This window comes from Streptomyces sp. NPDC059897, from assembly GCF_042730865.1.
Classification (GTDB): Bacteria; Actinomycetota; Actinomycetes; order Streptomycetales; family Streptomycetaceae; genus Streptomyces.
The window spans coordinates 1-15,977 of sequence record NZ_JBHWKQ010000046.1 but is presented as its reverse complement, the minus strand read 5'-3'; the positions used below and the strand labels follow the sequence as shown (position 1 = coordinate 15,977).

Genomic DNA, 15,977 nt, shown 5'->3' with positions numbered 1-15,977 from the left:
GTCCCGCCCCACAAATACCCGCCACTCGCGGGCAATTGGCGCGCAACCTGTTGCCCCCACGGCTCCAGCGCTTTAGCGTTCTCGCACTCAACCGCTTGAGTTCAGGGCAGTTGGGTTCCAGGCCGTCCCGTTCGGGGGCGGCTTGCCGGTATGCCTTGCCGGTATGCGTGGCAGGAGAATCCATGCGCCGTACCCCCTCGAGACGCTCGACCCTGAAGGACATCGCCGAAGAGGCGCGGGTGTCCGAGTCCGCCGTGTCCCTCGCGCTCAACGGGCGACCCGGTGTCTCGCCGTCCACCCGGCAGCGGGTGCGCGAGGTCGCCGACCGCCTCGGGTGGCAACCGAGCGCGGCGGCACGGGCGTTGAACGGGGACAGCACCGCCACGGTGGGCCTCGTCCTGGCCCGTCCCGCGCGGGCCCTGGGCGCGGAGTTCTTCTTCCTGCAACTGGTGTCCGGGATCCAGGAGGCGCTCGCCGGACGGAGCATCGGGCTGCTCTTCCTGGTGGTCCCCGACCTGGACGCCGAGTGTGCCGCCTACCGCCGCTGGTGGGCCGAGCGCCGGGTCGACGGTGTGCTCGTCGTCGACCCGAGGGGCGGCGACCCGCGTCCGGCGCTGCTCGACGAGCTGGGCCTGCCCGCCGTGTTCGTCGGATCCGTGCCACGGGGCGAGAGCGGCTCGGCGCACCCCGGTATCTCCAGTGTGTGGGCCTCGGACACCCGGGCGATGGCCGGCATCGTCCAGCACCTGCACCGACTGGGCCACCGCCGCATCGCGCACATCGCGGGGCTGCCCCATCTCGCCCACACCCAGCAGCGGATCCGCTCCCTGTGCGATGAGGCGGAGCGGCTCGGCCTCGACCCCGCCGACGTACGCAGCATCCCCACCGACTACTCGCGCCAGCAGAGCGTCGAAGCCACCCGACAGGTGCTCGACACACCGGCGCCGCGGCCCACCGCGATCGTCTACGACACCGATGTGATGGCCGTCGCCGGGCTCGGCGTCGCCGCCTCGCTCGGCATCGCGGTGCCGGGCGCGCTCACCCTCGTCGCCTGGGACGAGTCCGTGCTCACCGGCTCCACCCACCCGCCGCTGTCCGCCCTCGTCCGTGACACCCCGGCCTTCGGGCGGCGCGCCGCGGAGGAACTGCTCGCGCTGATCGACGGTGGGCCCGCGCGCACCGTCGAGGACGAGACCCCGCGCATCGTCCCGCGCGGCAGCAGCGGCCCCGCACCGGCGGAACCGGCCCCCGCCCCCGGCTGATCCGCATTCCACGGCGCCCCACCGCCACGACCTGACAACGATGTCTAAAACCTGCCGCACGCCACTCCCCACACGTGATGTCCCCCGTCCCCACCACTCCTCGGGAGCCCTGATGAACCCGAAGTCCCAGCCCGCCCCGCGCACCGGCGTCCGCGTCGCCGCCGTCGGCGCCGCCGTGCTCTCCCTTGCCCTGTCCGGCTGTTCGGCCGCGCCCACCCCGGCGGGCGGCTCCGCCGGTGGCGGCTCGCTCACCACGAACCTCGGCTTCGCGGGCACCACCATCAACCGCAACTTCAACCCGTTCGCCCTCAAGGCCACGCAGGGCACCTTCGGGTTCCAGTACGAGGCGCTCTTCGACTTCAACATCCTTCAGGGCGGCAAGTTCACCCCCTGGCTGGGGAAGAAGTACGAGTGGGCCGACGGCGGCAAGAAGATCACCGTCCACCTCGACGAGCGGGCCAACTGGAGCGACGGCTCCAAACTCACCGCCCAGGACGTCGTGTTCACCATCAACTACGTGAAGAAGCACAAGCTGCCGCCGACCTGGGCCTTCGACTTCACCAAGGCCTCCGCGCCGGACGAGCACACCGTCGAGATCACCTTCGACAAGGCCGCCTACTCCAAGATCGAGAGCATCGGCGCGATCACCCCGGTGCCCGAGAAGATCTGGAAGAAGAAGGACGGCGCGAAGGACACCAACCCGAACCCGGTCGGCTCGGGCCCGTACAAGCTCAAGCAGTACACCCCGCAGCAGCTCACCTTCGAGGCCCGCGACGACTACTGGAAGCAGAAGAACGTCCCGGTCAAGACGGTGAAGGCGCCCATCATCACGCAGGCGTCCGAGGTGCCCAAGCTGCTCAGCGGGGAGCTCGACTGGAGCGGCGGCGTCGTGCCCGACGTCAAGAAGCAGTACATCGACAAGGACCCGAAGAACCACCACGCCTGGTACCCCACCTACGGCGGCCAGTTCCTGTTCTTCAACCACAAGAAGAAGCCGTTCGACGACGTCCACGTGCGCAAGGGCATGTCGCTGGCCGTCGACCGCGGCCAGCTCCTGAACGTCACCAACCCGGGCATGTTCAACACCCTCAACCTCACGGGCCTCGACTCGAAGACCCAGGGCAAGTGGATCGCCGACGAGTACCAGGACGCCGAGCAGCCCACGGCCGAACTCGCCAAGGCGCTCGCCGAGTTCAAGAAGGCCGGCTACACGAAGAAGAACGGCAAGCTGGTCGACCGCAGTGGCAAGCAGCTCAGCTTCTCCATCATGGAGGTGCAGGAGTGGGGCGACGCCGTGCAGTTCGACAAGGTCGTCGCCTCGCAGCTGAAGAAGGCCGGCATCGACGTCGACGTGAAGCCCATCGCGGCCGCGCAGATCGACGCCAAGCGCAAGACCGGTGACTTCGACGTCACCATCGGCGGCGGGGTCTACTACTCGACGCCGTACAACTTCTTCAAGGACATGCTGTACAGCGAGAACGGCGGCATCTGGACCAACTACGGCCACTACAAGAGCAAGAAGGCAGACGCGCTGCTCAAGGAGATGGCGAGCGCCAACGACGAAGCGAGCGTCAAGAAGTACTCGGCCGAGTTCCAGAAGATCATGGTGGACGAGGTGCCGGCCGCCCCGCTGATCACGATCGGCGTCTCGTCGGAGTACAGCACCAAGAACTGGACCGGCTGGCCCGACGAGAAGAAGCCCTACGCCCAGCCCGCCCCGTGGTCCGGCGGCATCGACGCCATGAGCATCCTGCTCAACCTGCGTCCGGCGAAGGGCTGACGGTCATGGCCACCGCCCCCGTCCTCACCCCCGCCACCGCGGAGGCACCACCGCCCGGCCGGCGCTCGGCGACCGCCAGGTTCGGCGCCGCCCGCTACTTCCTGCGCCGCCTCGGCTTCTACCTCGGTGCCGCGGCCGTCGCCGTCACCCTCAACTTCCTCATCCCGCGCCTGATGCCGGGCGATCCCGCCTCCGCGCTCATCTCCCAGATGCAGCAGAAGCAGAACCTCTCCGCCGAACAGGTCACCAGCATCTACCGGCTGTTCGGCGCGCCCGGCGCACCCCTGTGGGACCAGTACGTCACCTACCTCGGCCAGATCGCCCACTTCGACTTCGGGGCGTCGGTCGCCTACTACCCGACGCCCGTATGGGAAGTGATCCGCTCCGGGCTCCCCTGGACCATCGGGCTCGTCGGCCTGACCGCCGTGCTCGCCTTCGTCATCGGCACCTCGATGGGCGTCCTCGCGGGCTCCCGCGTCGGCTCGCGCTTCGACTCCTTCATCACGCCCGCCTCGATGTTCCTCGGCGCGCTGCCCTTCTTCTGGGTCGCGCTGCTGCTGGTCATGGCGTTCGGCGTGCAGCTGAACTGGCTGCCGATCAGCGGCGCGTACGACGGTGACATGGCGGTCGCCTTCAACGGCCCGTTCCTGATGAGCGTCCTGGAGCACGGCATCCTGCCGGCCGTGACCATGGTCGTCGCCTCGTTCGGCGGCTGGCTGGTCGGCATGCGCAACATGATGGTGACGACCGTCTCCGAGGACTACGTGCTCCTCGCCCGCGCCAAGGGCCTGTCCAAGGCCCGCGTGATGTTCCAGTACGCGGCCCGCAACGCGGTCCTGCCCAGCGTCGCAGGGTTCGCCCTCACCATCGGCTCCGCCGTCAGCGGCCAGATCCTCGTGGAGATCGTCTTCTCCTACCCCGGGGTGGGCTATCTGCTCTACCAGGCCGTCTCCAGCGTCGACTACCCGCTGATGCAGGCCCTGTTCCTGATCGTCTCGCTCACCGTGCTCGCCGCGAACTTCATCGCGGACTCGGTGTACGGACTGATCGACCCGCGCGCGAGGGAGACCCGCTCATGACGAAGTCGGTACGCGCCGGGCGGCGGCTGCCGAAGCTGCCAGGGAATCTCAAGGTCCGCGTCGGGATCGCCATCATCGTGTTCTTCGCCCTGCTCGCGGCCCTCGGCCCGTTCGTCGTGGAGAACCTGATGGGGCTCCAGCCCAGCGACGTCGACACCAGCGGCTCCATGCAGCCGCCCTCCGGGGCACACCTGCTGGGCACCACGGCCAACGGCGAGGACGTCTTCGCGCAGCTCGTCGTCGGCAGCCGCGTCTCGCTGCTCGTCGGGCTCGTCGCGGGCGTCGTCACCACGGTGCTCTCGGTCCTGGTCGGGGTCGCGGGCGGCTATCTCGGCGGGCGGGCGGACTCGCTCCTGACCGTCGCCACCAACATCTTCCTCGTCATCCCCGGCATGCCGCTCCTCATCATCGTGGCGAGCTATGTGCAGGGGCGCGGCGGCTGGGTCACCGTGGCCCTCGTCATCGGTCTCACCGCCTGGCCGTGGGCCGCGCGGCAGAAGCGGGCGCAGACACTGTCCCTGCGCCACCGCGACTTCGTGGCCGCCGCCGAGATGACCGGCGAGAGCCGCTGGGGTGTCATCACCCGCGAACTCATCCCGTCCCTCGCCCCGCTGATCTCCGTCAGCTTCCTCGGCGCGGTCGTCGGCTCGATGTTCGCCGACGCGGGCCTGTCCTTCATGGGCCTCGGCAACATCAACATCACCAGCTGGGGCTCGATGCTGTACTGGGCGCAGAACGGCTCCGCGCTCACCCGCGGCGCCTGGTGGTGGTTCATTCCGCCGGGCGCCTGCATCGCCCTGGTCGGCGTCGCCGCCGGGCTCATCAACTTCGGCATCGACGAGGTGTCCAACCCCCGCCTGCGCAAGCCCTCCAAGCAGGTACGGATGCGGGCCCGCGCCGCCCGCATCGGCGCGGGCGACGCCACCGGGTCCCACAAGGCCGCACCCGTCAAGGAGGTCACCTCGTGACCGGCGCCCCTCTGCTCACCGTCCGCGACCTGCACGTCGACTACTTCGACCAGGAGAACCCCGTGCACGCCGTGCGCGGCGTCGATCTCACCCTGCGCCGCGGCGAGACACTCGGCATCGTCGGCGAGAGCGGCTGCGGAAAGTCCACCCTGGTCACCGCCATGACCCGCCTGGAGCGGCCGCCGGCCGTCACCACCGGCGGCTCGGTGATCCTGCACGGCCACGACGGCGCCGACAACACCGACATCCTGCGCCTGACCGAACGTCAACTGGAGTCGCTGCGCTGGGAGAAGGTGGCCATCGTCTTCCAGAGCGCGATGAACGCCCTCAACCCCGTGCTCCGCCTCGGCACCCAGTTCGCCGACGTCCTGAGGCGGCATCGCGGCCTGTCGAAGAAGGCGGCCTGGGAGCGGGCGGGTGAGCTGCTCGGCATGGTCGGCATCCCCGCGGACCGGCTGCGTTCCTACGCCCACGAGCTGTCCGGCGGCATGCGCCAGCGCGCCACCATCGCCCTCGCGCTCGCCTGCGAACCCGACCTCGTCGTCATGGACGAGCCGACGACCGCCGTCGACGTCGTCATGCAGCGCCAGATCCTGCGCCAAGTGGCACGCCTCAAACGGGAGTTGGGTTTCTCGGTCGTCTTCATCACTCACGACCTGTCGCTGCTCATCGAGATCGCCGACCGGATCGCCGTCATGTACGCGGGTAAGATCGTGGAGACCGGGCCGCCGCGCCGCCTCTACGAGGACCCCCGGCACCCGTACACCACCGCCCTGCGCGGCGCCTTCCCTCCGCTGCACGGCGAACGCCGCGAGATCACCGGCATCCCCGGCTCGCCACCGGGACTGCGCACCCCGCCGCCCGGCTGCTCCTTCCACCCCCGCTGCGCCCAGCGCATGGACGCCTGCGACCGCGAGGAGCCGGTCCTGCTGCAGCTCGGCGAGGCGGTCGGCGACGTCGCCTGCCACCTCCACCGGAACCCCGCCACGACGACCCCGGAAGCCGAGGCCAGCCATGCCCGCACCTGACACCACCGTCCCGGCGCCGGGCCCGGCCACGGAACCGGCCCCGGTCCTGGAGGCCCGTGAGGTCGTCAAGCGCTTCCCGATGCACGGGCCCGGCGGCCACGGCAAGGAGGTCAAGGCCGTCGAGCCGACCTCGCTCGCGCTGCACAGGGGCCGCATCACCGCGCTCGTCGGCGAGTCCGGCAGCGGAAAGTCGACACTCGCCCGGATGCTCGCGCTCGCCTACCCGCCTACCGAGGGCGAGATCCGGCTCGACGGCGACGTCGTCAAGAAGGCCCGCACGGCGAAGGCGAAGCGCGCGTACTACCGCCAGGTCCAGATGATCTTCCAGGACCCGTTCGCCTCGCTCAGCCCGGTCCACAAGATCCGCTACATCCTCAGCCGCCCCCTCAAACTGCACGGCCTCACCTCCGGCGCCGAGGACACGGAACGCCAGATCCTCCAGCTCCTCGAACGCGTCAACCTCACACCGGCCGACCAGTTCATCGACAAGTTCCCCTACGAGCTCTCCGGCGGCCAGCGCCAGCGCATCGCCATCGCCCGCGCGCTCGCCGCCCGCCCGAAGGTCCTGCTAGGCGACGAACCGATCTCCATGCTGGACGTCTCCATCCGCCTGGACATCCTCAACCTGCTCGGAAAGCTCCGCGACGACGAGGGCCTGGCGATCCTGTACATCACCCACGACATCGCCAGCGCCCGCTACTTCGCCGACGAGATCAAGGTCCTGTACGCAGGCCAGCTCGTCGAGTCCGGACCCGGCGACGAACTCGTCGCCAACCCCCAACACCCCTACACCAGGCTCCTGTTGGAGTCGGCGCCCGACCCCGACCGCGGCGGCTTCCTCGACGAACCGGATGTCGACGACGAGGAGACCCTCGGCGAACCCCCGAGCCTCGTCGACCCGCCCTCCGGCTGCCGCTTCCGCACCCGCTGCCCCCTCGCCAGACCCATCTGCGCCACGGCCTTCCCGGCGAGGACCCAGGTCGACGACACCCACTGGGTGCACTGCTGGGCGCAGGACGAGCAGTACGCCTGAGCCCGACCCCGTACCACCCCTGAAAGGACCCGCGTTGCAATCAGACGCCCCCCTCGCACCGACACCGCACCAACTCGCCTGGCAGCGCTTGAACACCGGCGTCTTCTTCCACTTCGGCATCAACACCTTCCACGGTCAGGAGTGGAGCGACGGCACCCTCCCGGCGTCGTCCTTCGACCCCACGGACCTCGACGCGGAACAGTGGGTCGCCACGGCCCGCGCGGCCGGGGCCCACTACGCGATCATCACCGCGAAGCACCACGACGGCTTCTGCCTGTGGCCGACGAAGACCACCGACTACTCCGTCGCCTCCTCGCCGTGGAAGGACGGAAAGGGCGATGTCGTCGGCGAACTGGCGGCGGCCTGCCGGGCGGCCGGACTCGGCTTCGGGGTGTACCTGTCCCCGTGGGACCGGCACGCGCCCGAGTACGCCGACCCGGCCGCGTACACCAAGCTCTACACCGAGCAGATCCGCGAGCTGTGCACCTCGTACGGGCCGCTGATGGAGCTGTGGTTCGACGGCGCCGGCTCGGACGGCTACGAGTACGACTGGACCGCCATCATGGCCGTCGCCCGCAAGCACCAGCCCGACGCCATGGTGTTCAACATGGGCGACCCGACGATCCGCTGGGTGGGCAACGAGGACGGGCTCGCCGCGGACCCCGTCGAGTACGTCGTCGACCACACCCAGATGAGCAACTACACGGTCGTCACCGCCGAGTTCGCCGAGGCGCTCTACCTGCCGCCCGAGTGCGACGTGTCGATCCGGCGCGGCTGGTTCTGGCACCCGGACGACGAGCCCAAGTCGCTGGAGCACCTGCTCGCCATCCACTACCGCTCCGTGGGCCTCGGCGCGAACCTCCTGCTCAACCTGCCGCCCGACACCCGCGGCCGGATCCCGGACGCCGACGCGGCGCGGGCGGCGGAGTTCGGCGCGGAGGTGACACGCCGCTTCGGCACGCCTGCGGGGACTGCTGAACTGACCCGCGGCGACACCTGGAAGGCTTCCTTCGCCGAACCGGTGACCTTCGACCACATCCGGCTGCGCGAGGACCTCACCGACGGACAGCGCGTCGTACGCCATGTGGTGCGGGCGGGCGACCGCGTCCTCGCCGAGGGGCTGACCGTGGGCGCCGGACGCATCCACCTCACCCAACCGGTGACGGCCGCCGAGCTGACCGTCGAGGTCGACGGCGACGGAGCCCTGCTGGAGTCGGTCGAAGTCTTCGAAACGGGAGTACGGGAGCTGCCGCGGGTCCCCGAGGGGTATCGGGCACCGACGGACCGGCCGGACGAATGAGAGGGCAGGAGATCGTGGAACTGACGGGTGAGGGCTGGACGCTGCGGTCCGCCGACGGGACCGGTGACATCGAGGTCCCGGCGGTCGTGCCGGGATGCGCGCACACCGACCTGATGCGGGCCGGGGTCATCGCCGACCCCTTCCTCGGCACGAACGAGGCGGACGCACAATGGGTCGGGCTCGCGGACTGGGAGTACAGCAGACACTTCGACATGGCGGACCTGGCCGACGGCTCGCGCGCGCACCTCGCCTTCGACGGGCTCCAGACGATCGCGACGGTCGTCGTCAACGGCACGGAGGTCGGCAACACCCGCAACATGCACCGCCGTTACCGCTTCGACGTGACCGACGCCGTTCGGCCGGGGACGAACGAGCTGACCGTCCGCTTCGCCTCGTCCGCGCGGGCCATGCTGGAGTCGGCCGGCGACGACCCGCTGCCGTACGACTGGTCGTACCCCTACAACGAACTGCGCACGATGGCCTGCGAGGGCGGCTGGGACTGGGGCCCCACGCTCGTCACCGCCGGGATCTGGCGGGACGTGCGCCTCGACGTGTGGGACACGGCCCGCGCGGACGTCGATGTCACCACGACCCTGGACGAGAACCTGCGGTACGGCACCCTCGTCGTCGGGCTCGACGTGGAGGGCGGTCCGTGCGAGGCCGAGATCACGGTCGCGGGACACACGGAACGCTTCCCCATCGACTCAACGGGCCGACAGAGCGTGTCTGTTGACGTCCCCGCGCCCGACCTGTGGTGGCCACGCGGCTACGGCGCACCCACCCGGCACGACGCGACGGTGCGGCTGCTGGGGGAGGGCGGCAAGGTCCTCCAGGAGACACACCACCGCGTCGGCTTCCGGCACATCACCGTCGACACGACACCTGACGAGCACGGTCGCGCGTTCACCCTGCGGGTCAATGGGCGCCCGGTGTTCTGCAAGGGCGCCAACTGGATCCCCGACGACCTCTTCGTCTCCCGCATCACCCCCACCCGCTACGAGACCCGTATCGACCAGGCATGCGCCGCCAACATGAACATGCTGCGCGTCTGGGGCGGCGGCATCTACGAGGACGAGGCCTTCTACGCGGCCTGCGACGAGCGCGGCGTCCTGATCTGGCAGGACTTCGCGTTCGCCTGCGCCGCCTACCCTGAGGAGGAGCCGCTGCGCTCGGAGGTCGTCGCCGAGGCCGACGACGTCGTCCGCCGCCTCGCGGCGCACCCGAGTGTCGTCCTCTGGAACGGCGCCAACGAGAATCTGCTTGGCCACGAGGACTGGGGCTGGCGCAGCCGGATCCGGGACCGCACCTGGGGCGAGGGCTACTACCGCGAGCTGCTCCCGGCCGCCGTCCAGGCCCACGCGCCCGGCGCCGTGTACGTCGTGAACAGCCCCGTGGCGAGCGAACCGGGCGTCCACCCGCAGGTTCCGGGCGACGGCCCGGCCCACCTCTGGGACACCTGGAACCTCCTCGACTACGCCCACTACCGCGACCAGATCCCGCGCTTCGCCGCCGAGTTCGGCTGGCAGGCCCCGGCCACCCGGGCCACGCTGACCGAGGCGCTCGGCACCCTGCCCGAAAGCCCCGACGACCCGGCGCTGCTGGCACACCAGAAGCAGCCCGGCGGCGAACGCCACCTCGTGGACCGCCTGAAGGCCCGCTTCCCCGACCCGGCCGCCATCGCCACGGACACCGGCCGCTGGCACCTGGCCACGAGCCTCAACCAGGCACACGCCCTGCGCACCGCCGTGGAACACTTCCGCTCCTGGTGGCCGCGCACGGCCGGGGCGCTGATCTGGCAGCTAAACGACGTCTGGCCGGCCCTGTCCTGGTCCCTGATCGACCACGGCGGCCGCCCCAAGCCCGCCTGGTACGCGGTGCGCGGCGCCTTCGCCGACCGCCTCGTCACGCTCCAGCCGAGGGAGGCCGGCCTCAGCGCCGTCCTCGTCAACGACACGGACGAGCCGTGGACGGGCGAACTCGCGCTGCGCCGCGTGCACGTCCAGGACGGAGAAGTGGCCCGTACGGAGAAGGAGTTCACGGTACAGGCCCGCTCGGTCCTCACCCTCCCCGTCGGCCCCCGCATCACCCAGGCGGGCCGTCGCCGCGAGGAACTGGTGGTCGCGGACACCGCGGGAGCCGACCGCGCCGTCCACGTCTTCGTACGCGACGACGGCGTCCGCTGGCCCGCGCCCGACGTCAAGCACTCAGTCGAGCACAAGGCGGACCACGCGCTCGTGCACCTCACCACGGGGGTCGCGCTCGGTGACCTGATCGTCGAGGCCCCCGGCATGCGCGCGGACACGGCGCTGCTCACGCTGCTGCCGGGCGAGAGCGGAACGGTGGTGCTGCGCCCGGAACGAGAGGGGACCCCGCTGCCGGACGCGGACGCGGTCACCCTGCACACCCGGAACGGCTTCTTCGCGACGTGACGGCAACCGGAGGGGGTGTCTCCGGCTGGCTCGCTACAGTGGGCCCATGAGTCGCCGAGCCACCCCCTCCGGGAGCACCCCCGCCAAGCCGCTGCGGGCGGACGCCGAACGCAACCGGCAGCGCATTATCGCCGCCGCCCGTGAGGTGTTCGCCGAGCGCGGCGTCGAGGTCACGCTCGACGACATCGCCCGGCACGCGGGCGTCGGCGTCGGCACCGTCTACCGGCGCTTCGCCGACCGCGAGGAGCTCATCGAGGCGGTCTTCGAGGACCAGGTGGAGCGGCTGGCGGAGGCGGCCGAGGAGGCGTCGCGGTGCGAGGACCCGTGGACGGGCCTCGAACAGCTCCTGCTGGTCACCGGCCGGCACTTCGCCGACAACCGCGGCCTGCGCGACGTCCTGCTGGAGGGCACGCCCGACAGGCGGCGAGCGCTCACCATGCGGGAGCGACTCACCCCTGCGGTGACCACCGTGCTGACCCGCGCCCAACAGGCCGGCAGCCTGCGCGACGACATCGAAGTGACGGACGTCCCGCTCATCCACATCATGCTGATGGCCACGGCCGAACAGGGCCGGTCCGTCACCCCGGACCTGTGGAAGCGCTACCTCACCCTGATCCTGGACGGCCTCCGTCAGGACCGGGACCGGCCGACGCCGTTGCCCCAGCGGGCGCTCGACCAGGGGGAGTTCGACCGGGCGATGCGGTGACCCGGTGCGTGCCCCTACTCCTTCACCGCCCCGCTCAGCATCCCCTCGATGAACTTCCGCTGCAACGCCACATAAACAACCACCACCGGCAACGCGATCAGCACCGACGCCGCCGCCAGCAGCGTCGTGTCCGCGCTCTGCTGGCCCTGGAAGAAGGCCAGGCCCAGGGGGACCGTGCGCAGGGCCTCGTCGCTGATCATGACCAGGGCCATCAGGAACTCGTTCCACGTCCACATGAACGTGATCACGACGAGCGTGGTGATGGCCGGGCGGCCCATCGGGACGAGGATGCGCCACAGTGTGGTCCACGATCCGGCGCCGTCGACGCGGGCCGCCTCGATGACCGAGCGGTTGCTGCCGACGAAGTACGTACGCATCCAGAACACACCGAACGCGAGGGACTGCGCGGTCTGGGGCAGGATCAGCGCCCAGTAGGTGTCCGTGAGGTGGAAGTACCTCAGGTCGAAGTAGAGCGGGACGACCAGGGCCTCCTGGGGGAGCGTGAGGCCCAGGACGAACAGGTAGAAGAGCAGCGTCGAGCCGGGGAAACGCATCGTGCCGAAGGCGTACGCGGCCAGGATGGACAGCACTGTCGCAGCGGTCACCACGGCCAGCGTCACAAGGGCCGAGTTGCCGAGGTAGGTGCCGAAGTGGCCGCGCTGCCACGCCTGTTGGAAGTTCGACCAGTGGAAGGTGTCCGGGAGGGCGAAGCCGCCGCCCACCGCGTCGGGGGAGGAGAGGGCCGTGGAGAGGATGCCGATCACCGGGGTCAGGGCAATGACCGCGAAGAGTGCCAGGATCGCGTACGTGGCCGTGCGTTCGATGCGGGAGGTCATGCGCGGCGCCCTTCGACGAGACGGGAGACCGTGACGGTCAGGGCGAAGATGAGGACGGTGAGGGCCACGCCGATGGCGGCGGCCGAGCCGACCTCGTTCAGCTCGAAGGCGCGGTGGTACACCTCGTAGGCCGGTACGGACGTGGCGTTGCCGGGGCCGCCGCCCGTGGTGATGTAGATCAGGTCGAAGTTGCGCAGGCCTGCGATGATCGTGAGGGTCAGGGCGACCGAGATCTCGCCGCGCAGGCCGGGGAGTGTCACCGCGAAGAACTCGCGTACGGCGCCCGCTCCGTCGAGGCGGGCCGCCTCGTACAGTTCGCGCGGGATGCGTTGGGCTCCGGCGAGGAACAGGACCATGCACAGGCCCGTCATGACCCAGGTGCCGACCACGCCCACCGTCGGCAGCGCCCACGTGTCGTCGCCCAGCCATGGGCGGGCCAGGCTGTCGAGGCCGACGCCGCGCAGCACGTCGTTGAGCAGGCCGTCGGGCGCCAGGATCGAGCGCCAGGCCACACCGACGACGACCATGGCCAGGACCTGCGGCAGGAACAGCACCGTGCGGAAGAAGGTCAGGCCGCGGACCCGGATGCGGGACATCGTCGCCGCGAGCAGCAGGCCGATGGCCACCGGCAGCGCCGCGTAGAAGAGCAGCAGCACCAGCGCGTGGCCGAAGGGGGCGCGGAGTGTCGGGTCCGTGAAGAGCGCCGTGTAGTTGTCCAGCCCTGCCGAGGTCGCGCGGGTCAGGCCGTCCCAGTGGAGGAAGGACAGGCCCACCGCCTGGCCGAAGGGGTACAGGAGGAACAGGCCGTAGATCGCCAGTGCGGGCAGGACGTAGAGGTAGCCGATGGAGCGGGGCTCGCCCGGCGCCGCCCGGCCCGATGTGTGAGATCTCTTGGTCACGAGCCCGACGCCCCCGAACTGCCCTTGCCCCGCTGCTTCTTGATGAACGGGGCGTAGTCGGACTCGAGCTTGCGGGAGAAGTTCCGAGGTGACGTCTTGCCCGCGATGAGGTCCTGGAGGGCCGCGGAGCTCGTGTCGTAGAACGTGGGTGTCGCGTAGTCCAGATACGGGACCAGGCCGTCCGCCGACGTCAACTGCCGCCAGCCCGTGACCATTTGGCCGTCGGGGGACTTCGGGTCGAGGGCGGCCGCCGCGTTTCCGGGGACCGCCGGCAGGACGCCGTTCTCCGTCATCACATCCGCCGCGTGCTCGCTGGTGATGAAGTCCAGGTACGCCGCCGCCACGTCGGGGTGCGCGGAGCGGGAGGTGACCGACCAGGCGAGGCCCTGGCCGCCGGTGGTGACCGGCTTGCCGCTCGCCGTGGGCGGTGGCGGGGGCATGATGCCGAGATCGTCGCCGAGCCGCTTCTTCAGGTCGGCCAGCATCCACGTGCCGGTGATCGTGTACGCGCCCTGCCCGGCCATGAACTTCTTGTTGGCGTCGTCGTAGCCGAGCCCGTTGGCGTCCTTGGGGAGATAGCCGCGGTCCAGCCAGTCGGTCAGCGTGGTGGCGGCCTGCGTCGTACGCGGGTCGGCGAAGCCGTCACCGTCGCCGAGGACGGTGGCGCGGGCCTGCTCGGCGCCCTGCTGGTCCTGGAGCATGCCGAAGGTGTGGATCGCGGGCCACTTGTCGAGGTTGCCGAACTGGATCGGGAGCTCCCCGCCCTTCTTGAGCTTCGCGAGGCTGTCGGTGAACTCCGCCCAGGTGCGCGGGGGTTGGACGTCCGCCCGCTTCAGGACCTTCTTGTTGTAGTAGAGGCCCACGAACTCGCCGGTCTGCGAAATCCCGTACAGGCGGCCGGTCCCGAAGCGGCGCGAAGCGCCCGGCTCGGCGACGGAGACCCGGTTGAGGTTGAGGAGCGTGGCCGGGTAGCGGGTGTTCCACTCGTAGATGCCCGCGTAGTTGTCGAGCGGGGCGAGCAGGCCCGCCTCGACGAACGCCACCATGTCCGGGTAGCCCTGGTTGGCCTGGACGACATCGGGCGGGGTGTTGCCGGACAGGGCCAGCTTGAGCGTCGTCTTGAGGTCGTCGAAGCTCCGCGAGACCCGCTTGATCGTGACGTTCGGGTACCTGTGCTGGAACTCCTTGTTGAGCTGCTCGATCTCGGCGTTGGTGCCGCCGCGGGTCTCCTGGTCCCACACGTGCAGTGTCACGTTCCCGGCCTTCGCGGGGTCGGGTATGCCGTTGCCTCCACCGGCCGCGGTCTCACCGGTCACCGCGCCCGAACCGTCGGTGCCCGGTGTGCAGCTCGCGGCACCGGCGGCGAGGGCGGCCACGAGCACCGACCTCCGCGTGAATCTTGAGCTCATGGTGTGTCTCCTACGCGGCGCGGAAGCCGAGGGTCGGTGTGGCGCGGCGGCGGGCCACCTCGTGGAGGCGGGCGGGGACGAGGTCGTGCAGGAAGCCGTAACGGCGCGCCAGGTCGGTGACGGCGGCGTCACCGGCCTTCGCCCGGGCGGTCAACTCGCCCCACCAGGCGGCCACTTCCACCCATCCTGGAGCGGACAGCGAACCGCCGAAGTGCTGCACGGACAGGGCGGCCGTCAGGTTGGCGAAGGCAAGGCGGTCGGCGAGCGGCCACCCGGCGAGGGTGCCCGTCACGAACCCGGCCATGAACACGTCCCCCGCGCCGGTCGGATCCAGTGCCTCCACGCGCAGGCCCGGGACGTCGGCGTGCTCACCGGTGAGCGAGTCGACGGCGACGGCGCCGTCGGGGCCCTTGGTGACCACGGCGATCGGCACGAGCTCGGCCAGCTTCGCCACCGCGTCCCGCGGGGTGTCGGTGCGCGTGTAGTGCAGCGCCTCCGTGGTGTTGGGCAGGAAGGCGTGGGCGTACGGGAGGCCGGTCAGCGTCGCGGTGTCCCAGCGGCCCGACTCGTCCCAGCCGACGTCGGCGAAGATCCGGGCGCCCTGCTCGTGCGCCTGCCGCAACCAGGCGTCCTCGCGGTCGGGTTCGAGCGAGGCCACTCCGGCGCGGGCGCGCGGCACGGTGTGCTCCAGCGGGGGCGCCGGATGCTCGTGCGTCACCATGGTGCGTTCGCCGTCGTACGCCATGGACACCGTCAGCGGCGAGTGCCAGCCGGGGAGGCGCTGCGAGTGGGTCAGGTCGACGCGTTCGACGTCAGCAAGGGACTCCCAGCAGTAGTCGCCGTACAGGTCGGTGCCGAACGTGGCCGCCAGCGTGGTGCGCAGGCCCAGGCGGGCGAGCGCGGTGGCCATATTGGCGATGCCGCCGGGGCTGGAGCCCATGCCGCGGGCCCAGTTCTCGGTGCCGATGCGCGGGGCGCCGTCGAGCCCCGTGAAGACCAGGTCCATGAAGACGGTTCCCGTGAGGAACACGTCGTGTTCGGGATCGCCGGTGGCACGTACCCCCGCCAGCGGATCGATGCAGTCGCACACCGCCCTGCTCGGACTCACCGTCGTACCCTCCCTGTTCGCGAACGTCGGCCGCTGCGGCGCGACGATGATCGATACCATGCACTTCCGGCCAGGCAGTTGCAAGAAGTTGCTCATCTTTGCGCGGGCTCCCCCTCTACGTATGACGAAGGGGCGTCCGC

General features: G+C 70.4%; 13 protein-coding genes. 9 read left to right on the top strand and 4 right to left on the bottom strand.

Annotation, left to right across the window (positions count from 1 at the left end):
* The first annotated feature begins 182 nt into the window (after positions 1-182).
* The 9 genes from ACFV9W_RS33225 to ACFV9W_RS33185 all read left to right on the top strand — a co-directional run bounded on the left by ACFV9W_RS33225 (position 183) and on the right by ACFV9W_RS33185 (position 11,585).
* Positions 183-1,262, top strand: a complete 1,080-nt coding sequence (locus tag ACFV9W_RS33225) for a LacI family DNA-binding transcriptional regulator (protein ID WP_385768673.1) — start codon at positions 183-185, stop codon at positions 1,260-1,262.
* Between the two features lie 112 nt (positions 1,263-1,374).
* The gene (locus tag ACFV9W_RS33220; RefSeq protein WP_385768671.1) at positions 1,375-3,042 is read left to right on the top strand and encodes an ABC transporter substrate-binding protein; all 1,668 of its coding nucleotides are present in this window, start codon (positions 1,375-1,377) and stop codon (positions 3,040-3,042) included.
* A 5-nt stretch (positions 3,043-3,047) separates the two neighbouring features.
* The gene (locus tag ACFV9W_RS33215; protein ID WP_385768669.1) at positions 3,048-4,121 is read left to right on the top strand and encodes an ABC transporter permease; all 1,074 of its coding nucleotides are present in this window, start codon (positions 3,048-3,050) and stop codon (positions 4,119-4,121) included.
* Positions 4,118-5,089, top strand: a complete 972-nt coding sequence (locus tag ACFV9W_RS33210) for an ABC transporter permease (RefSeq protein WP_385768667.1) — start codon at positions 4,118-4,120, stop codon at positions 5,087-5,089. Before ACFV9W_RS33215 ends, ACFV9W_RS33210 begins: the two co-directional genes overlap by 4 nt.
* The gene (locus ACFV9W_RS33205) at positions 5,086-6,117 is read left to right on the top strand and encodes an ABC transporter ATP-binding protein (protein ID WP_385768665.1); all 1,032 of its coding nucleotides are present in this window, start codon (positions 5,086-5,088) and stop codon (positions 6,115-6,117) included. The genes ACFV9W_RS33210 and ACFV9W_RS33205 overlap by 4 nt, the downstream gene beginning before the upstream one ends.
* A complete protein-coding gene (locus ACFV9W_RS33200) occupies positions 6,104-7,150 on the top strand; it encodes an ABC transporter ATP-binding protein (RefSeq protein WP_385768663.1) in 1,047 nt (348 codons plus the stop codon). The genes ACFV9W_RS33205 and ACFV9W_RS33200 overlap by 14 nt, the downstream gene beginning before the upstream one ends.
* A gap of 34 nt (positions 7,151-7,184) precedes the next feature.
* Positions 7,185-8,450 (top strand): alpha-L-fucosidase, encoded by a 1,266-nt coding sequence (locus ACFV9W_RS33195; protein WP_385768661.1) that lies wholly within the window; start codon positions 7,185-7,187, stop codon positions 8,448-8,450.
* Between the two features lie 14 nt (positions 8,451-8,464).
* Positions 8,465-10,879 (top strand): glycoside hydrolase family 2 protein, encoded by a 2,415-nt coding sequence (locus ACFV9W_RS33190; protein WP_385768659.1) that lies wholly within the window; start codon positions 8,465-8,467, stop codon positions 10,877-10,879.
* 46 nt (positions 10,880-10,925) lie between these two features.
* Positions 10,926-11,585 (top strand): TetR/AcrR family transcriptional regulator, encoded by a 660-nt coding sequence (locus ACFV9W_RS33185; RefSeq protein ID WP_385768657.1) that lies wholly within the window; start codon positions 10,926-10,928, stop codon positions 11,583-11,585.
* Positions 11,586-11,599: 14 nt separating this feature from the next.
* Here ACFV9W_RS33185 and ACFV9W_RS33180 read toward each other — a convergent pair whose 3' ends face one another.
* From ACFV9W_RS33180 to ACFV9W_RS33165, 4 genes are read right to left on the bottom strand one after another with little or no spacing between them, the layout of a single operon-like run.
* Positions 11,600-12,421 (bottom strand): carbohydrate ABC transporter permease, encoded by an 822-nt coding sequence (locus tag ACFV9W_RS33180; RefSeq protein WP_385768655.1) that lies wholly within the window; start codon positions 12,419-12,421, stop codon positions 11,600-11,602.
* Positions 12,418-13,320, bottom strand: a complete 903-nt coding sequence (locus ACFV9W_RS33175; protein ID WP_385768653.1) for a carbohydrate ABC transporter permease — start codon at positions 13,318-13,320, stop codon at positions 12,418-12,420. The genes ACFV9W_RS33180 and ACFV9W_RS33175 overlap by 4 nt, the downstream gene beginning before the upstream one ends.
* The gene (locus ACFV9W_RS33170) at positions 13,317-14,729 is read right to left on the bottom strand and encodes an extracellular solute-binding protein (protein ID WP_385768651.1); all 1,413 of its coding nucleotides are present in this window, start codon (positions 14,727-14,729) and stop codon (positions 13,317-13,319) included. The genes ACFV9W_RS33175 and ACFV9W_RS33170 overlap by 4 nt, the downstream gene beginning before the upstream one ends.
* A gap of 10 nt (positions 14,730-14,739) precedes the next feature.
* A complete protein-coding gene (locus ACFV9W_RS33165) occupies positions 14,740-15,897 on the bottom strand; it encodes a carbohydrate kinase family protein (protein WP_385768738.1) in 1,158 nt (385 codons plus the stop codon).
* Between the last annotated feature and the right edge of the window lie 80 nt (positions 15,898-15,977).